Raw genomic sequence first — 18,306 nt, forward strand, 5'->3', positions numbered from 1 at the left:
CTTTCCCTACCGGATCTCAGAGCGCTCGGGCGGTGTCTCCCACGCCGACCCGGGGGGGGGGGGGGGGGGGGGGGGGGGGGGGGGGGGCCCCCCCCCCCCGGCCGCGGGGGGGGCGCCCCCCCCCCCCCCTCCCCCCCCCCCCCACCTCCTGGTCGGCGGAGTGGGCAGGATGCTGACTGTCCACAGACTCGGCCCAGCGGGCAGCGGGATGCGCCACGATGTGATGATATCGACCATCATGAGACATCCAACACCACTACCCCGGGCGCTCCTCGAGGAGGCACTGCGCCACGGAGGCGTGGTCGGCGTCGCGCAGTGCGATCGGTACGGCGTCGACAAGTTCCGCCGGCACCGGCTGGTCGCGAGCGGGCGATGGACGCGCTTGACCCAGGGCACCTACCTCACCGACGTGGTCCCGACGGGCGTCCACGAGCTCGACCTCGCGCGGCAGCGCGCAGCGTGGTCGGGGTCGTTCGCGTTCCCAGGGGCGATCGTCGTGGGGGCGGCAGCGCTCGTGCTGCACGGGATCAAGGGCCTGCCGCGTACCGTGACGCCGGAGGTCGCCCTGCCCGACGGCGCGCGGGCGCGTTCCCGCGACGGGATCGTTGTGCGGCAGTACGACGCCCGCATGCGCGTGGTCGACGTGGCGGGGCGGCCGGTGGCCGCACCCGAGTGGGCGTTTGCGCAGGCCGCTCCCCTCCTGCCTGTCCGCGAGCTGGTCTCGGCGATGGACTCGGCCGCGAACAAGGGCGTCATCGACGACGTCGGCCTCGCCCGGGCCCACGAGATCGCCAGGGGCCGCCGCTGGATCAGCCGCGCACACCTCGCCTGGCAGGCGTACGACGGACGGGCCGAGTCGCCGCCCGAGACGCACGCGCGGCTGATGTGCAGGGAGGGCGGCATCGGTCCGGACGACCTGCAGCGGGAGATCTTCGACGCGCGCGGCCGGTTCCTCGCCCGGGCGGACCTGGCATGGTTCCTCGGCGGGGACCACGACGCCGGAGCCGACCGGTGGCTGCTCGTGGAGATCGACTCCGACGAGTTCCACACCTCCGCCCAGGAGGTGCGCGCCGACGCCGTGCGGCAGAACGGGCTCCTCGCAGTCGGTCGTCACGTCCTGCTGCGGTACTTTGCGCGGCACCTGCGCGACGAGCGGTCCGTCGTCGGGCAGATCCGTTCGGTGCTCGACGCCGAAGGCTGGGTCCCCGGCCGGTCGCTGCCGCCGGCCTACCCCGTCGTGATCGTGCGGCGGCGGGCCGTCTGACCCCATGTCTCCCGCGCCGACCAGGAGACCCCGCGCCCAGCCCGCCCCGCCGGCGGGAGACTGAGTCCATGGCGACGACGAGTGCGGGCCTCCTGCCCTACCGACGACGGCCCGCCACCGGGCTCGAGGTTCTGCTCGGCCACATGGGCGGGCCCTTCTGGGCCCGCAAGGACGCGGGCTCGTGGACGCTGCTCAAGGGCGAGATCGACCCGGGTGAGGACCCTCATGCCGCGGCGCTGCGCGAGGCGAGCGAGGAGCTCGGGATGGCGCTACCGCCGTCGTCGGGCCCGGACATCGAGCTGGGCGAGGTCCGCCAGCGCGCGGGCAAGACGGTCCTGGCCTGGGCGCGCGAGTGGCCCGAGCCCGGACCCGACCTGGAGCAGATCGCCAGCAACACGGTCGAGGTCGAGTGGCCTCCGCGGTCGGGGCGACGCATCGAGGTCCCTGAGATCGACCGCGTCGCCTGGCTCGAACCCGACGACGCACGCCGCCTCGTCGTAAGCGCGCAGGCTGCGTTCGTCGATCGTCTGGAGGACGCCCTGGCGAGGTGAGTCCGTCAAGGTCGTTCGGAGGGAAGGCCCCGGGCCAACCTCACTCGTTGAAGTGCTTCCACTTCTGCCACGTCGCCTCGTTGCGGGCCCGGCGGGCACCGCGCCGCTCTGCGCGGGCCGCGCGCTGGGCGGCGACGCGCTCGTAGTGCACCGTCATGTCGTCGAACAAGGTCGGCAGGGGGACCGACGACGTCTCCGCCGCCCGGGCGATCGCCTCGCCGACCCGGTCGCTCGCCCGGGCGGCGACCTCTCCTGCCCTGCTGAGCTCCTCCAGGAGCGCCTTCGCCTTGCGCCACAGGTCGCGGGCAAGGAAGGCCGCCCCGACGAGGGTGCCCACCACCAGCAGCGTCCACACCCAGAACCACATGGGCGAAAGCCTAGGTGGGATCACGGGCCCTCGCTCCCGGGTCGCCTCTGATCGTGACCGGACGGAGACCGTAACGGGTCAGTTCCGGGTCAGTTCCGGGTCAGTTCCGGGTACGCGTCCAGGGCCTCGCGCGCCGCGGACCGCACGTCCTGCGCCAGGTCGGCGGGCGCGACGGACCGCACGTGCGGGGCCAGCTCGAGCAGCAGCCGGCGCAGCCAGGCCCGGTTCGTGACCCGCAGCCGCACCTCGAACGTGCCGTCGGGCAGGTTGCGCACCGACTCGACGGGCACCTCCTCGGCCACCCACCGGGCGCCCGACGAGAGCACGAGCGTCGCGACGGGCGCGTCCACCCCGGCGAACAGTGCCGCGAAGTCGACCTCGCCCGACACGTCGTGCTCCTCGACGGGCATGCCGGTGTCGACGGCGTCGAGGATGCGGTCCACGCGGAACGTCCGCGGGCCCACCGCCCGGTGGCACCACGCCGCCAGGTACGCGTACTCGTCCTGCGTGTGCAGCCGTACCGGGTCGACCTCGCGCTCGCTGACCACGTCCGCCGACGTCACGTACCGGATGCGCAGCCGGCGCCCGGCCGCCAGCGCCGCCGAGATGACCGTGACGACCTGCGGGTCGCCGCCCGGGGCGAGCCGCACGTCGACGGCGTTCGCCGCTTCCCCCGTGGCGTCCGTCAGCTTCGCCAGCGCAGACCGCACCACCGCGGACCGCTCCGGGTCCGTCCGCACGGCGTCGGACGCGGCCATGGCCCGCAGCGCCGCGACGAGGGCGACCGCCTCCCGGGTGCCGAGCCGCAGCGGCCGCGTCATGCCGCGCGCCTCCGTCAGGTGCACCACGCCCCGGTCGATCGACTCCGCGTCGAAGTCGAGCAGGTCGTCCGGCCAGTACCCCGGCGTGCCCGACACCCACAGGGAGTCCACGTCCGCCAGGATCTGCCGCGGCGTCACCCCGAACCGCGCGGCCAGGTCCTCCACCGGCACCGGTCCCGCACCCTCCAGGTAGGCCACCAGGCCCAGCAGCCGCAGCAGCCGCTCGTCCGCCCGCTCAGCCACGGGTCGCCTCCTCGTTCGTACCAGTACCGGTGCTCGTGCCCGACGCCGGACCGGTCGCCCCGGTAGCGCCTGTCGCCACGCCGGCGGCCGCGTGCAGCCGCCGCAGCACCTCGGCCCGCAGGTCCGCCGGCTCCAGCACGACCACCGCCGCCCCGTACCCCGCGACCTCGTCCGCGAGGCCCGACCGCCCCCGGAACGGCACCTCGACGACGTCCCGCGCAGGGGTACCGGGAACACGCGGGGGGACGAGCCCGGCGCCCTCACCCCACGAGGTGTCCTCGCTTCGCTGCGGTACCTCGCGGGGGCCCCGGGGCTCCGACACGACCTTGCCCCGCGCCCGCAGGGCACCTGCGCGCTCCGGGAGGATCGCCAGCACGGCCGTGCGCACCTCCCCCGACGCCTTGCCCAGCATCGCGTCCGTGTCCAGGTCTCCCGGGATCTCGTACGCCCCGGCCGGGCCGAAGATCTTCACCCGGCCCTCGACCCGCGACAGGCGGAACACCCGCGGCGCGCGGCGCTCACGGTCGAACGACAGCAGGTACCAGCCCCCGCCCCGCGCGGCGATGCGCCACGGCTCGACGTGCCGCGTGCGCACCTCGCCGGTCGACGCCGCCCGGTACGTGAAGGACACCGCCCGCCGCGCGTCGATCGCCTCCAGCAGCGGCCCGTACGCCGCCCCGACCGCACGCACCCGGGGCGCGAGGCCCGCCAGCGCGTCCTGCGCCGCGTCCCCCGCGCCGGCAGCGCGCAGCTTCGTCATCGCCCGCGCGATGTCCGTCCGCAACGTCTTGTCGGCCCAGAACTGCGCCGCGAGCGACAGCACGCCCAGCTCCGCGGGCGTCAGGTCCACCGGCGGCAGCGCGTACGCGTCCGGGTCGATCCGGTATCCGAGCTCGTCCGTGTGGCCGCCACCGCCAACCGTCGCGATCGGGATCCCCAGCTCGCGCAGCATGTCCTTGTCACGCTCGAACATCCGCTCGAAGGCGTCGTCGCTGGGGGCGCCGGTATAACCGGCCACGGCAGTGCGCACCTGCTGCTTCGTCATCGCCGCGTTCGTGTTCACGAGGGCGATGACCAGGTTGAGCAGGCGCTCGGCGGGATTGAGGTCCTCGGGCATCGGGACAACGGTAGCCTCACCTGGTGATGACGTGGCGTATCGGGACCGTTCTGTCCACAGGCAAGTCGTGGCGCGGTGCCCGGGAGCTCGACGTCGCCCTCGACCGCCCCCTGCCCGGCCGGCCCGAGGGCGACGGACCCGCCACCGTGCGCGCTCTCGCCTACACCGACCTCGTCGGCGACCCCCGCCCCGGCGACGCGGTCCTCCTCAACGTCACTGCCCTCGCCCGCGGCCTCGGCACCGGCGGCTACGCCCTCGTCGTCGGCCCCGCCGCCCGCACCGGGGCGGACCTCCCGCCCGACCCCGCGCCCGGCCCCGGCCACCTCGTCAAGGCCCGCTACACCCCCTTGCAGACGATGGTCCTCGGCGTCGACGAGCAGGAGTCGCCCCACCACGACCTCCTGCGCGACGCCGACAGCCTCGACGCCCTGCCCGTCGTCGTCGCCGACCTGCACTCCGCCCTCCCGGCCGTCGTCGCCGGCGCACGCCACGCCGCGGCGCTCGCGGGCCGCCCCGCTCCGCGCGTCGCGTACGTGATGACCGACGGCGGTGCCCTGCCCGCCGCGTTCTCCCGCACCGTCGCGACGCTGCGCGACGCAGGGTGGCTCGAGGTGTGCGTCACCGTCGGCCAGGCCTTCGGCGGCGACCTCGAGGCCGTCACGGTGCACACCGGCCTGCTCGCGGCCCGCCACGTCGCCGGCGCCGACCTCGCGGTCGTCGCGCAGGGGCCCGGCAACCTCGGCACGGGCACCCGCTGGGGCTACTCCGGCGTCGCCGCCGGTGACGCCGTCAACGCCGCCGCCACCCTCGGCGGGCAGCCCGTCGCGTCCCTGCGTGTCTCCGGCGCCGACGCCCGCGACCGCCACGTCGGAGTCTCCCACCACTCCCTCACCGCCTACGGCCGCGTCGCCCTCGCGGCGGCCGACGTCCCGGTCCCCGCCCCCGCCGCGGACGTCGAGGCCCTGCCCGGCTGGGGCGCGCCCCTCACCTCCCGCATCGCGGAGCAGGCCCGCACGCTCGGCACCGAGGGAGGCGGACGCCACCACCTCGTCGACGTCGTGGCCGACGCCGCCCTGGTCGCCACCCTGCGCACCTCGCCCGCCGCCCTGCGCACGATGGGGCGCGACCTCGACGCCGACCCCGCCTCGTTCGTCGCGGCCGCCGTCGCCGGCGTGCACGCCGCCCGGCTCGTCTGGTCCCGGGCATGAGGCTGCCGGCTTCCGTCCGGACCGGCGCCGCGCTGCTGCTCGTCGCCCTGGTCGTCGTCGCGGCCGCCGTCACCTCACCCTGGCGCTTCCAGATCGACGGGGCCGTCCCCGTGCCGTCCATCAGCCTCGGGGCGCCCGGCGCATCCTTCTCCCCGGCCCCCGAGGGCGAAGAGGGGCGCCAGGACCCCGGAACGGGCATCGAGTGGCTCTCCCTCGTGCTCGGCGTCCTCGCCGTCGTGCTCCTCGCGCTCGTCGGGGTCGCGATAGCCCGCCGCCTGAACGCCCTCAACCGGGACTCCACGAAGCTCGAACCCGACGACCTCGACACGGGCGACACCATCCTGGACACGCCCGACGACGCCGTCGACCTGCCCGCCCTCCAGGACGCCGTCACCCGCGCCCTGCTCTTCATGGACACCCACCCCGCACCACGCAACGCCGTCGTCGCCGCCTGGGTCGCCCTCGAGGAAGAAGCCGCCCGCCAGGGCACCGACCGCGACCCCGCCCAGACCCCCACCGAGTTCGCCGGAGTCCTGCTCGACCGGACCCCCGCACCGGCCGACGCCGTCGGACGCCTGCGCGACCTCTACCACCTCGCCCGGTTCACCTCCCGGCCCGTCACCCCCGACCAGGCCGCCGGCGCCCGCCAGGCGCTCGCCGACATCGCCAGCGCCCTGGAGGTCCGCTCGTGAGGCCCGCCCTGCGCGTCGCAGGCACCGCCGTCCTGTCCGCGGCCGCCGCGACCGCGGCCGCCTGGACCGGCCTGCTCGACCCCTGGCACGCGTTCGCCGCCGGGGGCCTGGTCACCACCCTCGCGATCGTCTGGACCGCGACCGGGACCCCCGTCGACGACCCCGCCTGGCCCCGCCGCACCGAGGAGGTCCGCCCCGGCGGCCGCCACGACGTCTCCGACCTCGGCTGGTCCACCTTCGGCCGCGACGGTCGCGTCACCGACCGCGTCGTGTACCGGGTCCGGGCGCTCGCTGACCGGCGCCTGCGCCTGCTCGGCGTCGACCCGGACGACCCGGCCCAGCGGCCCGAGGTCGAGCGGCTGCTCGGCGCCCGCGTCCTCGCCCAGATGACGTCCAGGCAGCCGCCCACCGCGCGCTCCCTGCAGGCGTGGCTCGACGCCGTCGACCGGCTCGCACCCGAGAACATCCACCACCCCCGGAGGAACCCGTGACCGACCCCGCGCCGCAGCCCGTGAGCGGGTCTGACGTCTCCGTCCTGCCCGTCCCGGAGGTCGCGGCGCTCGGCCGGCGCATCCTCGCCGAGGTCGGCACGGCGGTCGTCGGCATGACCGATTCGCTCAAGATCGCGCTCGCGACGATCCTCGCGGGCGGCCACGTGCTGTTCGAGGACGTGCCCGGCCTGGGCAAGACGCTCGCCGCGCGGTCGCTCGCCACCGCGCTCGGGCTGGAGTTCGCGCGCCTGCAGTGCACGCCCGACCTGCTCCCGGCCGACATCACCGGCTCGTCGGTGTTCGACCCGGCGAGCCGCACGTTCGAGTTCCGGCCCGGGCCCGTGTTCACCGGCCTGTTCCTCGCCGACGAGATCAACCGCACCGCGCCGAAGACGCAGTCCGCGCTGCTCGAGGCCATGGCGGAGCGCCAGGTGTCGATCGAGGGCACCAGCCGCCCGCTGCCGCGCCCCTTCCACGTGCTGGCCACGTCGAACCCCGTCGAGTACGAGGGCACGTACCCGCTGCCCGAGGCGCAGCTCGACCGGTTCATGGTGCGGCTCGCCGTCGGCTACCCGGACCGGGAGCAGGAGGCCGAGGTCCTCGTCCGGCGTCTCGCGCGCCGCCAGGAGGCCGCCCCGGTGCAACGCGTCGCCGACCCCGCGACCGTGCTCGCGATGCAGGCCGGCGTCGAGGCCGTCCCCGTCGACCCGGACGTCGTGCGGTACTGCGTCGACCTCGCCGCAGCGACGCGCGGGCACTCCGCCCTCGAGGTGGGCGCGTCCCCGCGCGGCTCCCAGAACCTCCTGCTGCTCGCCCGCGCGGTCGCCGTCCTCGAGGGCCGCGACTACGTGGTCCCGGAAGACGTCAAGCGCGTCGCCGTGCCCGTCCTGGCCCACCGCCTCACGCTCACCCCGACCGCGTGGGCCTCGGCGCTGCGCCCCGAGACGATCGTGCGCGACCTGCTCAGCACCGTCCCGACGCCCGCGACGGTGCGGGCCGAGCCATGAACCCGTCCGGCGGCGACGGGGTGCCGTGGCCGCGGCGGGCCGACGACGACGCCCTCCGCTGGCGACCCACCTCGGCGCACACCGCGGCGGTCGTGGCCGGCGTCGTGCTGCTGGGCATGGGCATCGCCGCCGGCCGCGCCGACGTCGCGCTGCTCGGCGTGCCCGCGCTGGCCGCAGCGGTGTGGGCCCGCGGGACCCCGCCCGGCCGGCTCGTGCAGGCCCGCCTCGACGAACCCGAAGGCCCCACGCACGCGGGAGAGCTGCGAGCAACCCTCCGCCTCGACGCGCCCGAGGGCGCCGGCCTCGCGCACCTGCGCGTCACGGCGCCCGGGCACCGGGAGACCCAGGTCGTGGTGCGCGCGGCCGACGCCGGCGGGTCGCGCCCCGGCGACACGTCTGCCGTCGGGCGGAGCCTCGACCTGAGCCTCGCGTCCGTGCGGACCGGCCCGCAGGAGACGTTCACCGTCGGGCTGCGCGCCTACGGGCCGGCGGGCGTGTGGGAGCAGACGCCGTCGGACGCCGCCGGGCACAGGCGCCTGGTCCTGCCCGGCGCGCAGCCCCTCGGCCGCCTGCCCCTGCCCGGCCGGCTGCGCGGCCTGACCGGCCCGCACACCTCACGCCGCCTCGGCGACGGGTCCGAGCTGCGCGACGTGCACCCGTTCGCGCCCGGCGACCGACTGCGCCGCATCGACTGGCGCGCCACAGCCCGCCGATCCCCCGACCTCGACCCGCTCTACGTCCGCCGCACCTACGCCACGGCCGAGGCGACGGCGGTGCTCGTCGTCGACTCACGGGACGACGTCGGCCCCGACGTGCGCACCTGGCGCGGCTACGGCACCCAGCGCGTCGACGAGCCGACCTCGCTCGACCTCGCCCGGCACGCCGCGGCGTCCGTCGCGACCGCGTTCGTCGACACCGGCGACCGGGTCGGCCTCGAGGACCTCGCCCGACGGCGACGGCCCCTGCCGCCGGCATCAGGCCGTCGCCACCTGCGGCGCGTGCTGCACGCCCTTGCGCTCGCGCACCCGGTCGACCAGGCCACCGTCCACCGCGTGCGACCGCCCCAGGTGCCCGCCGACGCGATCGTGTACCTCTTCTCCACCATGCTCGACGACGAACCGGTCCGGCTCGTGCGGACCTGGCGCGAGCTCGGGCACGAGGTCGTGCTCGTCGACACCCTGCCCGACGTGCACGCCGTCGCCGAGACGCACCTGCGCATCGGCTGGCGGATCGCCCGCATGGAGCGCGACCTGCGCATCGAGGCCCTCGCCAGCGAGGGCGTGCCCGTCGTGAGCTGGGCCGGATCCCAGCGGCCCCGCGCCGCGGTGCGGCTCGAAGCCGTCGCACGACAGGCGACCAGGAGGCCGCGATGACCTCGCGAGCCACGACGAGGGAGCGCCGATGAGCCGGCCCCTGACAGGACGCACCAGGCTCGCCGACCGTCCGCTGCCCCGCGTCACCGTCGAGACCGGGCCCACCGTGCCCGGCTGGGCACTGCGCGTCGCCCTCGGCGCCGCAGCCGCGCTCCTCCTGGCCGGCGCGGGCGCCCGCACCGAAGAGCTCAGCACCCTGCTGGTCGTGCCCGTCTCCCTGGCGCTCGTGACCCTCCTCGTGGTGCGGCCCCGGCCCGCCGTCGTGGGCGTCGTGCTCGTCGCGTCCGGCGTACTGCTCCTCGGGTCCTCGCTCGCACCCTTCGACCCGTGGGCGCTCGTCCTCGCACCCCTCGCGTACCTCGTCACGCGCCTGGCCTGGTGGGCCGACCACGTCACCTCGTCGGCACACGCCGAACGGGCGGCGCTCGCGGCGTGGTGGCGGCGCGACGCCGTCGTGGTCGCGGGGACGCTCGGGCTGGGGGCCATCGCCCTCGTCGCGTCGGGGGCCTCCGTCGCGGTGGGCGTGCTCGTCGGCGGGATCGCCCTCGTCCTGCTGGCGAGCCTCGTGCTCCAGGGTCAGGATGGACGGGTCTGAGCAGATCCGAGGCACACCCGAGGAGGCTGTCGTGTCCGCCAAGAAGTCTGGTCCCCTGCCCCGCTACACCGTCCCGTCGCTCACCGTCGAGCAGGGCGCGCAGGTCGCGGAGATCCTGCAGGAACGCCTGAACTCGCTCAACGACCTGCAGCTGACGCTCAAGCACATCCACTGGAACGTCGTCGGGCCGAACTTCATCGCGGTGCACGAGATGCTCGACCCTCAGGTCGACAGCGTGCGGCTCATGGTGGACGCCATCGCCGAGCGGATCGCCACCCTCGGCGTCGCGCCCGTCGGGACGCCCGGAGCGCTCGTCGCCGCCCGCACCTGGGAGGACTACCACCTGGGCCGCGCCACCGTGATCGAGCACCTGGGCGCGCTCGACGAGGTGTACGAGGGCGTCATCGAGTCGCACCGCAAGGCCGCCAAGGACACCGAGCAGCTCGACATCGTCACGAACGACCTGCTCATCGGGCACCTGCACGATCTCGAGATGTTCCACTGGTTCGTCCGTGCGCACCTGGAGTCCTCGGCGGGCGTGCTGTCGACGGAGGGCGCCACGACGGAGCTCGAGGCCGCCCGCAAGGCGAGCCAGGGGGACCGGACCACGAAGGCGACGAAGGCGACGAAGGCGCGCTGACGTCGGTTTCCGGAGGGCGGGGCCGCACGCTAGCCTCGCCCGCGTGACCGACGACGTTGTGCAGCCCACGATCCGCCCGTACCGGCCCGGCGACCGCGACGCGGTCGCGGAGATCTGCGTCCGCACCGCCGCGGGCGGCGGCGATGCGCGCGGCCTCTACTCGGACGACCTCCTCATGCCGGAGGTCTACGCCCTGCCGTACGTGGACCACTCCCCGGAGCTCGCCTGGGTCGTCGTCGCGCCCGACGTGGGGGCGGCGCGCGACGCCGACCCGGCCGCCGAGACGCTGAGCGTCGCCGACGGCCGGATGGTCGGCTACGTGATCGGCGTCGCCGACACCGTCGAGTTCGCCGTGTGGTGGGCGCGCGAGTGGGCGCCCGGCTTCGTGGCGCGGCATCCCGCGCCCGGGGTTCCGACGGGCCGCGACCCCCGCTACAAGGAGGCGGACCTCCTGCGGGACGGCGCCGACGCCACGCGCCTGACGAGGGGCCTCACGCCCGAGGAGCTCGCCGCCTACCCGGCGCACCTGCACATCGACCTGCTGCCCGAGGCGCAGCGGCTCGGCCTCGGTGGCCGGCTGCTCGACACGCTCCGGGAGGGGCTCGCCGCGCGGGGCGTCCCCGGGGTGCACCTCGGCATGGACCCCGCGAACGTCGGGGCGCGCTCCTTCTACGACCGCTACGGCTTCGCCGAGCTGCCCTCCCACCGCCCGCACTCGCCGCTGCTGGGGATCAAGACGGCCTGAGCGTCGCCGGGCGGGGGCCGGGCCGGCTCACTCCTCGGTGACCCACGCGCGGCGCACCTGCTCGAACCGCGTCGGCAGGGGCGGGCGCAGCGCCCCGTAGCGGGCGTTGGTCCGGTGGGCGAACCGGCGCCACGACAGCACCAGCCCCTGACGCGTGATGGGCAGGCCGCTCGCCACCGTCGTCCCGTTGTCGTGCGTGTGGTGCACGGTGAGCAGCAGGGCGCGCGGGACGGAGCCCTCGAGCTCGGCGGCGAGCTCCTCCCGGACCACCATCCAGTGCCGGATCACCAGGACGACCTCCGGCGGCAGCGCGTGCCGGCGCTCGGTCAGGTGCTTGCCGTGCCGCACGAGGACGCTGCCCTCCCCCGCGCGCGCGGCGGTCGGGCCGAGGTCGAGGTCCTCGACGCGCAGGCGCAGCAGGTCGCCGTACCGGGCGCCCGTGGACCGCACCAGCCCGGTGATGACGGCCAGGCGGACCGTCTCCGGCTTCGTGCCCGGCCGCAGCGCCTCGACGGACAGCTCGCGCCACACCCACTCCGCCTCCTCGAGCGTGACCGGCGGCCGCGGGTACCGAGCGACCCCCTCGTCCGAGCTGACTGGTGAGACGACGTCGTTACTGGTCATGGGTCTAGTGAAGCGCTTGGCACACTATTTATCCAGGGAGACACGCCGGATAGGCTCGACAGGTGAACCTGCTCCCTGCCCTTCCCGGGACCCTCGCCCGGCCGGTGGACCACGAGCTCGTCGTGAAGAAGTCCCGGTTCCTCGCGCACCTCGCGCCGGTGGCGAGCGTCGGCGAGGCGGAGGCCGTTGTGGCGCGGGTCCGCAAGGAGATGTGGGACGCCCGGCACCACTGCGTCGCCATGGTGATCGGTACCCACGCCGACCAGCAGCGCTCCACCGACGACGGGGAGCCCTCCGGCACCGCGGGCGTGCCCATGCTGGAGGTGCTGCGCCACCGCGACGTGACCGACGTCGTCGCGGTCGTCACGCGCTATTTCGGCGGGGTCCTGCTCGGCGCTGGCGGCCTGGTCCGCGCCTACTCGGGCTCGGTGTCCGAGGCGCTCGACGCCGCGGCCGCCGCCGGGCTGATGCTGCGCCGCGAGGTCCTCACCGAGGTCACCGTCGCGGTCGCCCACGCCGAGGCAGGCCGCCTCGACAACCTCCTGCGCGACTGGGCGGCCGGCCACGGCGCCGTCGTGGGCGAACCCTCCTACGACGCCGTGGCGCACCTGCGCCTGCTCGTCCCGCCCGCGCACCTGCAGGAGCTGCACGACGACGTCGCGGCCGCCACCGCGGGCACGGTCACGCCCGAGACGGGCGCGGACCGCGTGGTGGACGTCCCGGCCTGACCACACGGCTCACGACCGGGCGACCGCCGCCGCGCCGCCCGGGATCAGATCCCGTCCGGGCCCACCGTCGCGCCGTCCGGCACGCGCGCCGGCTCGCCCGTGTCCTCCAGCGCGGCCTTGCCCGTCGCCACGACCCCGGCGCCGAACGTCCAGTCCCCGCGCACCGTCAGCGACTCGGCGTCGGTCAGCGACGGCGCACCCTCAGCAAAGCGCTCGCTGAAGCCCCCGACGAGCTTGTAGTGCTTCGGGTCGAGGTCCACGAGCGGCGCGGGGCCGGTTGCGACGAGGCGGTAGTCCTCGCTCAGCTCGTACACGTCGGACCGCAGCACCAGGAGGTCGTTCGTCGTCTTGACGGGCAGGAACCGGGACCGCTCCACCTCGATCGCGACGGCGCCCTCGAAGACCGCGACGGCCGCACCCATGGCGGACTCGATCTGGATCACCTTCGGCGACGTCGGGTCCGTCGGGTCGACGGTCTTCTCGTTGCGGATGAGCGGCAGCTCCAGGACGCCACCGGTGCGGTCGAGCTCGGCCGCGAGCGACTCCAGGTCGAACCAGAGGTTGTTGGTGTGGAAGTAGCGGTGTCTGGTGGGGTCGAGGGAGACCTCGAGGTCGTCGGGGTGGGTCTGGGCGGTCTCGCGCTGGATGATGCGTCCGTCGGCCTTGCGGACGACGAGCTGGCCGCCCTTGACGTCGGCGGGGGTCTTGAGGCACATCTCGGCGGCGTAGGGGGCGCCGGAGGCAGCGAACCAGGCGGCGATGGTGCCGTCGGGCGCCGCGCCGAGGTTGTCGGAGTTGGAGATGGTGGCGTAGCGGAAGCCGGCGTCGAGCAGGGCGCGGACGACGCCGGAGGCGTGCAGGGCCGCGTAGAGGTCGCCGTGGCCGGGCGGGCACCACTCGAGCGTGGGGTCGGCGGGCCAGGAGACCGGCTCCAGGGTGTCGGCGAGGAGCTTGGGCTCGCGGTTCTGCAGGAAGTCCGAGGGCAGGCCGTCGACGGCGAGGTCGGGGTGCTTCGCGAGGGCGGCCAGCGAGTCGGCCTGCGTGCGGAACGAGTTCATGAGGAGCAGCGGCAGGCGGGCGCCGGTCGCCTTGCGCGCGGCGCGCACCTGCCCGGCGATGACGTCGAGGAACGTGAGCGTCCCGCCGTCGGCCACCTCCCGGACGGGTAGGAGCGACTTCGCCTTGTCCATGCCCATGGAGGTCCCGAGGCCGCCGTTGAGCTTGATGACGGCGGTGCGGGCGAGCGCGTCGGCGGCGTCCTGGGGGCTGACGGTGAGGTCGGCGTGCCGGGGCAGGTCGGGCAGGGGTTCGACGTCGGCCTCGCGGACGAGCCCGGTCGCCCCTGACTCCAGGAGGCCGTAGAACCGCGTGAACGTCTCGATGGCGGCCTCGGCCACGCCCGCGTCGGACATCTTCTGGCGGGCGTGCTGGAGCCCCGTCGCACTCGTCATGCGGCCAGACTATTCGAACCGGGTGGGATCCCCCGCACCTGTCCGGACCACCTCGGGGTAGCCCTCGGACCAGTCGACGACGGTGGTCGGCACGGTGCCGGCGTCGCCGCCGTCGACCACGGCGTCGAGCACGTGGTCGAGCTCCTCCTTGATGGTCCACCCGTCCGTCATCGGCTCCGTCGCGCCCGGCAGGATGAGCGTGGACGACAGCAGCGGCTCCCCCAGCCCGCGCAGGATCGCCTGCGCGACGCGGGAGTCCGGGATGCGCACGCCCACGGTCTTCTTCTTGGGGTGGGCGAGCCGGCGCGGCACCTCTGCCGTCGCCGGGAGGATGAACGTGTAGGGACCGGGCGTGACGGCCTTGATCGCCCGGAACGCGTTGTTGTCCAGCTTGACGAGCTGCCCGAGCTGGGCGAAGTCGGAGCACACGAGCGTGAAGTGGTGCCGGTCGCCGAGGCCGCGGATCGTGCGGATCCGGTCGGCGCCGTCGTGGTACTCCATGCGGCAGCCGAGTGCGTACGACGAGTCCGTGGGGTACGCGATGAGCGCGTCCCCGCGCAGCAGGTCGACGACCTGACCGATCGTGCGCGGCTGCGGGTCGGTCGGGTGCACATCGAAGTACCGGGCCATGCTCGCGAGCCTATGCCCGGTTTGCGGTACTCGCCGTCTCCGGGGCGCCCAGCGCCCGGCGCAGCTCCGCGGTGCTCGCGTTCCCGCCGGTGCAGACGACGCCGACGCGCTGCCCTGCGTAGCGCTCGGGCTGCCCGACGACGGCCGCCAGGGCGGCAGCCCCCGCCCCCTCGGCGACGGTGCGGGCGGCGGTCAGGTAGAGCGCCTGGGCGCGGGTGATGTCGTCGTCGGTGACGAGGACGAAGTCCGCGAGGTGCGCCCGCAGGACCTGCTGCGTGAGGGCGAACCCGGTGCCTGTGGCAAGGCCTTCGGCGCGGGAGGCGTTGGGGCGGGACAGGAGCTCGCCGGCCCGCCACGAGTCGTGGGCGGCGGGCGAGGCGGCGGACTGCACGGCCACGACCTCGACGTGCGGTGCGACGGCCGACGCGACGAGGCATGCGGCGGCCGCCCCGGAGCCGCCGCCGACGGGCACGACGATCGTGTCGAGGTCTGGGGCCTGCAGGAGCAGCTCGAGGTAGAGCGTGCCGACCCCGGCGACGATCGCGGGCTCGTTCGCGGCGCCGACGAGCCGGGCGCCGGTGCGGGCGGCGAGCTGCTCGGCGTGGGCCCGGGCGTCGTCGAAGGTGGCGCCGTGCAGCACGACGTCGGCGCCGAGGTCGCGCACCGCCCGCAGCTTGAGCGGGTTGGGGTCCCGCGGCATCACGATGGTGCACGCGGTGCCGGTGTGCCGGGCGGCGTAGGCGACCCCCTGGGCGTGGTTGCCCGTCGAGTAGGCGACGACGCCGTGGGCGCGCTCGGCGGGGCCCATGGTCAGCAGGAGGTTGGGGGCTCCCCGGGCCTTGAACGCGCCGGTGTGCTGCAGGTTCTCGTGCTTGACGACGACGCTCGCGCCGGTCGCGCGGTCGAGGTCGGCGTACGTCGCGACGGGCGTGTGCACGACCAGGCCCGCGAGCCGGGACCGGGCGGCGAGGACGGCGGCGAGGGTGCTCATGGTTCCCAGCGTGCGCGCACCCCGACCCATAGGTCCAATACCAGTTCATGCCGCTACCGATCGATGGAGCCGATAGGTAAGCGGTAGGCTGGACACATGTCCGCCGAGCTCGACCTCACCCGCCTGCGCGTGCTGGCCGCCGTCGCCCGCACGGGCTCCGTCACGGCCGCCGCGAAGGACCTGCACTACGCGCAGCCGTCCGTGAGCCACCACCTGAGCCGCCTCGAGGCCGAAGCCGGGATCCCGCTGCTGCAGCGGGCCGGCCGCGGCGTGCGGCTGACCGAGGCCGGGCGCCTGCTCGCGACCCGCGCCGAGGAGATCCTCGGCCGGGTCGAGGGCGCGCGGCGTGAGCTGGACGCCCTCGCCGGCCTGCGGGCGGGCCGGGCCCGCCTGGCCGCGTTCCCGTCGGCCCTGGCGACGCTCGTCCCGGACGCGATCACCCGGCTCGTGCGCGACCACCCCGGCCTCTCGGTCGGGCTCGTCGAGGCCGAGCCCCCGGAGGCGGTCGCGGCCCTCGCGTCTGGCGACGTCGACGTCGCCCTCGTCTTCGAGCACACCGACGTGCGCCACACCCGATCGGTCGAGGACCTGTCGCGCTTCGAGGTGACCACCGTGCTGGACGAGCCGGTGCACCTGGTCGGCCCTGCGACGTCGGGCACGCCCTCGACGGGCCCCGGAGGGACCACCGGCGGGACCACCGGCGGGACGGTCCCGGCGATGCCCGGGGGGATGGCCGGGACGAGCCTCGTCGACCTCGCCGATGCCGACTGGATCGCCGGGTGCGAGCGCTGCCGGGCCGACCTCGTGGCGCGCTGCGGCGCCGTGGGCTTCGCCCCGCGGATCGCGTTCGAGACGGACGACTACGTGGCGGTGCAGGCCCTCGTGGCCGCCGGGACAGGCGTGAGCGTGCTGCCGGACCTCGCCCTGCGCGCCCACCGCCATCCCGGCGTGGCGACCACTCCCCTGGCCGGCGCCCAGCGCAGGGTCCTGGCACTCACGGTGGGTGAGCCGGCGCCGCCAGCGCGCGAGCTCGTGCGCCGCCTCGTCGCGGCGGGCCATACCCTTCAGGAGTGACCCGGGCGACACCCGGACCGGATGTTTCGGGCAGGCAAAACCTATGTGAAGGTGCCAGTCCAATAGCCGGAATGTCTCGCCAGGGGGTTTCGGTCCCCTGAGCACCGTGGCACCATTCGGCTCGTGCACCTCATCCGCGAGTTCACCCCGGACGCCTACGAGTTCGCGCTGTCGTCGTGGTCCTGGCTCGGTGTGGAGGACAAGGTGCCCCGCTTCGCGTCGTGCTTCGGCGACATGTTCCTGGAGTCCGCCCAGGGGTGGTGGTTCCTCGACACCGTCGAGGGAACGCTGGAGATGTGCTGGACCAGCATGGACGAGATGTTCGCCGAGCTCGAGAGCTCCGAGGGTCGTGCCGAGTACCTCCTCGAGGAGACCCTCAACCTGGCCGTCAGCGGTGGCATGCAGATCGCCGACGACGAGGTCTTCGCCTTCCTGCCCCCGCCGGCCGTGACCGGCACGATGTCGGTCGACAGCCTCGCGCCGCTGCGCTTCGCGATCGCGGCGAACCTCGCCGGCCGTATCCACGGCGAGCTGCGGGGCATCGTGCCCGACGGCGGCGTGCCCGCACTCGCCGCGAGCATCGTCCCGGCCGCGGCCCACGGCCAGGACGGGTTCCCCCTGCCCGGCCACGACGCCGGTGGCTACGGATCCGGTGGCGGCTACGGGGACAACGGCTTCGGGTCGAACGGGTTCGGCGACAACGGCTTCGCCGGGTACGGGTACGCGGCACCGGTGCCCGCGTCCGCCGTCGCCCCGGCAGCGACCGCGACTCCGGCCGCGCCCCGCCATGGATCGCACTTCGCGGCGGACCAGGTCTACGACCAGGAGCAGGACCCGCACCCCGGCACGTACGGGGCACCGCAGCAGCAGGGCTGGCCCGCCTGGACGTGAACCACCCGACCGCGAGACGGGCGCCCGACGCGCCTGTCTCGCGACCGCACGCCTATCTCGGCGGGGTCCGCGCCAGCTGCTCCGCCCGTCGCGCCACGTCGCGCGGCACGCCGCCCACCGCGTCGTCGGCAGCGACGGGCTCGCCGGCCACCCGGCGGAGCGGGATCACCCCGGCCCACGTGCCGGCCGCCACGTCGGCGGGCTCGTCGACCGGGCCGGTCGCCCGCTCCTTCATCGACGCCTCGGCCAGCGGGAGCGCGAGCACCACGGTCGCAGCCAGCTCCTTGCGGGTCGCGGGCCGCAGGGTCGCCGACCGGCCAGGGATCATGTGGTCCACGATCGCGTCGAGCGCACGCACGCGCTCCGCGTCGTCCTCGACCACCCGCGGCCGGCCGATCACGACGGCCGACCGGTAGTTCATGGAGTGGTTGAACCCGGACCGGGCGGCGACCAGGCCGTCCAGCTCCGTGACGCTCACGCAGACGTCGCGCTCGAGCGCGCGGCCGAGCCAGCCCGCAGCCACCGACCCGTGGAGGTAGAGCGTGCCGCCGTCGTCGGGACCCGAGGGGTCCACCGCGTACGCGACGGGCAGCACCACCGGGTGCGGCCCGCCGTCCACGCCGAGGTGGGCGACGAGCCCGTCGGCGAGGAGGGCGAGCAGCCGACGGCGGTCGGTCACCATGCGGTTGCGGCCGCGGGTGGGGGTCGTGCGCGTCGTCGTCGAGAGGGGGGCCGAGGTGCTCATGCCGGTAGCATCGGCCCCCGGGTGGCCTGCCGTCACGGGCCACTTTCGCACCATCTCG

At 75.1% G+C, this 18,306-nt stretch carries 21 protein-coding genes; 13 read left to right on the forward strand and 8 right to left on the reverse strand.

What is annotated here, in order from left to right:
• The first annotated feature begins 238 nt into the window (after positions 1 to 238).
• Together L1785_RS07570 and L1785_RS07575 are read left to right on the forward strand one after the other, a co-directional pair.
• Positions 239 to 1,264 carry a type IV toxin-antitoxin system AbiEi family antitoxin domain-containing protein gene (locus tag L1785_RS07570; protein WP_236088606.1) on the forward strand — a complete coding sequence of 342 codons (1,026 nt, stop codon included), beginning with the start codon at positions 239 to 241 and terminating at the stop codon, positions 1,262 to 1,264.
• A gap of 68 nt (positions 1,265 to 1,332) precedes the next feature.
• Positions 1,333 to 1,815, forward strand: coding sequence for an NUDIX hydrolase (locus tag L1785_RS07575; protein WP_236088607.1), 483 nt, complete (start codon positions 1,333 to 1,335; stop codon positions 1,813 to 1,815).
• Between the two features lie 40 nt (positions 1,816 to 1,855).
• Here the strand turns inward: L1785_RS07575 and L1785_RS07580 are convergent, their stop codons facing one another.
• The 3 genes from L1785_RS07580 to L1785_RS07590 form a co-directional block, all read right to left on the reverse strand.
• Positions 1,856 to 2,182, reverse strand: coding sequence for a hypothetical protein (locus tag L1785_RS07580; protein ID WP_236088608.1), 327 nt, complete (start codon positions 2,180 to 2,182; stop codon positions 1,856 to 1,858).
• 89 nt (positions 2,183 to 2,271) lie between these two features.
• A complete protein-coding gene (locus L1785_RS07585) occupies positions 2,272 to 3,246 on the reverse strand; it encodes a helix-turn-helix transcriptional regulator (RefSeq protein WP_236088609.1) in 975 nt (324 codons plus the stop codon).
• Positions 3,239 to 4,363, reverse strand: a complete 1,125-nt coding sequence (locus L1785_RS07590; RefSeq protein ID WP_236088610.1) for a helix-turn-helix transcriptional regulator — start codon at positions 4,361 to 4,363, stop codon at positions 3,239 to 3,241. The genes L1785_RS07585 and L1785_RS07590 overlap by 8 nt, the downstream gene beginning before the upstream one ends.
• A gap of 23 nt (positions 4,364 to 4,386) precedes the next feature.
• Between L1785_RS07590 and L1785_RS07595 the strand changes: the two genes are divergently transcribed.
• The 8 genes from L1785_RS07595 to L1785_RS23185 are packed head-to-tail and all read left to right on the forward strand — an operon-like array spanning position 4,387 to position 11,114.
• Positions 4,387 to 5,571, forward strand: coding sequence for a DUF3866 family protein (locus L1785_RS07595; protein ID WP_236088611.1), 1,185 nt, complete (start codon positions 4,387 to 4,389; stop codon positions 5,569 to 5,571).
• Positions 5,568 to 6,263, forward strand: a complete 696-nt coding sequence (locus L1785_RS07600) for a DUF4129 domain-containing protein (protein ID WP_236088612.1) — start codon at positions 5,568 to 5,570, stop codon at positions 6,261 to 6,263. The genes L1785_RS07595 and L1785_RS07600 overlap by 4 nt, the downstream gene beginning before the upstream one ends.
• On the forward strand, positions 6,260 to 6,754 hold the full coding sequence (locus L1785_RS07605) for a hypothetical protein (RefSeq protein WP_236088613.1): 495 nt from the start codon (positions 6,260 to 6,262) through the stop codon (positions 6,752 to 6,754). The genes L1785_RS07600 and L1785_RS07605 overlap by 4 nt, the downstream gene beginning before the upstream one ends.
• A complete protein-coding gene (locus L1785_RS07610) occupies positions 6,751 to 7,761 on the forward strand; it encodes an AAA family ATPase (RefSeq protein WP_236088614.1) in 1,011 nt (336 codons plus the stop codon). The genes L1785_RS07605 and L1785_RS07610 overlap by 4 nt, the downstream gene beginning before the upstream one ends.
• On the forward strand, positions 7,758 to 9,134 hold the full coding sequence (locus tag L1785_RS07615) for a DUF58 domain-containing protein (protein ID WP_236088615.1): 1,377 nt from the start codon (positions 7,758 to 7,760) through the stop codon (positions 9,132 to 9,134). The genes L1785_RS07610 and L1785_RS07615 overlap by 4 nt, the downstream gene beginning before the upstream one ends.
• Before the next feature lie 28 nt (positions 9,135 to 9,162).
• Positions 9,163 to 9,729 (forward strand): hypothetical protein, encoded by a 567-nt coding sequence (locus L1785_RS07620; RefSeq protein ID WP_236088616.1) that lies wholly within the window; start codon positions 9,163 to 9,165, stop codon positions 9,727 to 9,729.
• A gap of 31 nt (positions 9,730 to 9,760) precedes the next feature.
• Positions 9,761 to 10,369 carry a Dps family protein gene (locus L1785_RS07625; protein WP_236088617.1) on the forward strand — a complete coding sequence of 203 codons (609 nt, stop codon included), beginning with the start codon at positions 9,761 to 9,763 and terminating at the stop codon, positions 10,367 to 10,369.
• Between the two features lie 43 nt (positions 10,370 to 10,412).
• Entirely contained in the window at positions 10,413 to 11,114 is a 702-nt protein-coding gene (locus L1785_RS23185) for a GNAT family N-acetyltransferase (protein WP_236088618.1), read from the forward strand.
• A gap of 27 nt (positions 11,115 to 11,141) precedes the next feature.
• On the opposite strand, the gene L1785_RS07635 is transcribed toward L1785_RS23185, so the two are convergent.
• On the reverse strand, positions 11,142 to 11,738 hold the full coding sequence (locus tag L1785_RS07635; RefSeq protein WP_236088619.1) for a tyrosine-type recombinase/integrase: 597 nt from the start codon (positions 11,736 to 11,738) through the stop codon (positions 11,142 to 11,144).
• A 68-nt stretch (positions 11,739 to 11,806) separates the two neighbouring features.
• On the opposite strand from L1785_RS07635, the gene L1785_RS07640 reads away from it, so the two are divergent.
• Positions 11,807 to 12,466: an IMPACT family protein gene (locus L1785_RS07640; protein WP_236088947.1), complete on the forward strand. Its 660-nt coding sequence runs from the start codon at positions 11,807 to 11,809 to the stop codon at positions 12,464 to 12,466.
• A gap of 44 nt (positions 12,467 to 12,510) precedes the next feature.
• Here the strand turns inward: L1785_RS07640 and L1785_RS07645 are convergent, their stop codons facing one another.
• From L1785_RS07645 to L1785_RS07655, 3 genes are read right to left on the reverse strand one after another with little or no spacing between them, the layout of a single operon-like run.
• On the reverse strand, positions 12,511 to 13,917 hold the full coding sequence (locus tag L1785_RS07645) for a UTP--glucose-1-phosphate uridylyltransferase (protein ID WP_236088620.1): 1,407 nt from the start codon (positions 13,915 to 13,917) through the stop codon (positions 12,511 to 12,513).
• Between the two features lie 9 nt (positions 13,918 to 13,926).
• Positions 13,927 to 14,547 carry an L-threonylcarbamoyladenylate synthase gene (locus L1785_RS07650; RefSeq protein ID WP_236088621.1) on the reverse strand — a complete coding sequence of 207 codons (621 nt, stop codon included), beginning with the start codon at positions 14,545 to 14,547 and terminating at the stop codon, positions 13,927 to 13,929.
• Between the two features lie 10 nt (positions 14,548 to 14,557).
• On the reverse strand, positions 14,558 to 15,538 hold the full coding sequence (locus L1785_RS07655; protein ID WP_236088622.1) for a threonine ammonia-lyase: 981 nt from the start codon (positions 15,536 to 15,538) through the stop codon (positions 14,558 to 14,560).
• A gap of 96 nt (positions 15,539 to 15,634) precedes the next feature.
• On the opposite strand from L1785_RS07655, the gene L1785_RS07660 reads away from it, so the two are divergent.
• Positions 15,635 to 16,612 (forward strand): LysR family transcriptional regulator, encoded by a 978-nt coding sequence (locus L1785_RS07660; protein ID WP_236088623.1) that lies wholly within the window; start codon positions 15,635 to 15,637, stop codon positions 16,610 to 16,612.
• Between the two features lie 123 nt (positions 16,613 to 16,735).
• Positions 16,736 to 17,503 carry a DUF1851 domain-containing protein gene (locus tag L1785_RS07665; protein ID WP_236088624.1) on the forward strand — a complete coding sequence of 256 codons (768 nt, stop codon included), beginning with the start codon at positions 16,736 to 16,738 and terminating at the stop codon, positions 17,501 to 17,503.
• Between the two features lie 52 nt (positions 17,504 to 17,555).
• On the opposite strand, the gene L1785_RS07670 is transcribed toward L1785_RS07665, so the two are convergent.
• Complete coding sequence (locus tag L1785_RS07670) at positions 17,556 to 18,248, reverse strand: pyridoxamine 5'-phosphate oxidase family protein (protein ID WP_236088625.1); 693 nt, start codon at positions 18,246 to 18,248, stop codon at positions 17,556 to 17,558.
• Between the last annotated feature and the right edge of the window lie 58 nt (positions 18,249 to 18,306).

Source organism: Antribacter soli (assembly GCF_021568775.1).
GTDB lineage: Bacteria > Actinomycetota > Actinomycetes > Actinomycetales > Cellulomonadaceae > Antribacter > Antribacter soli.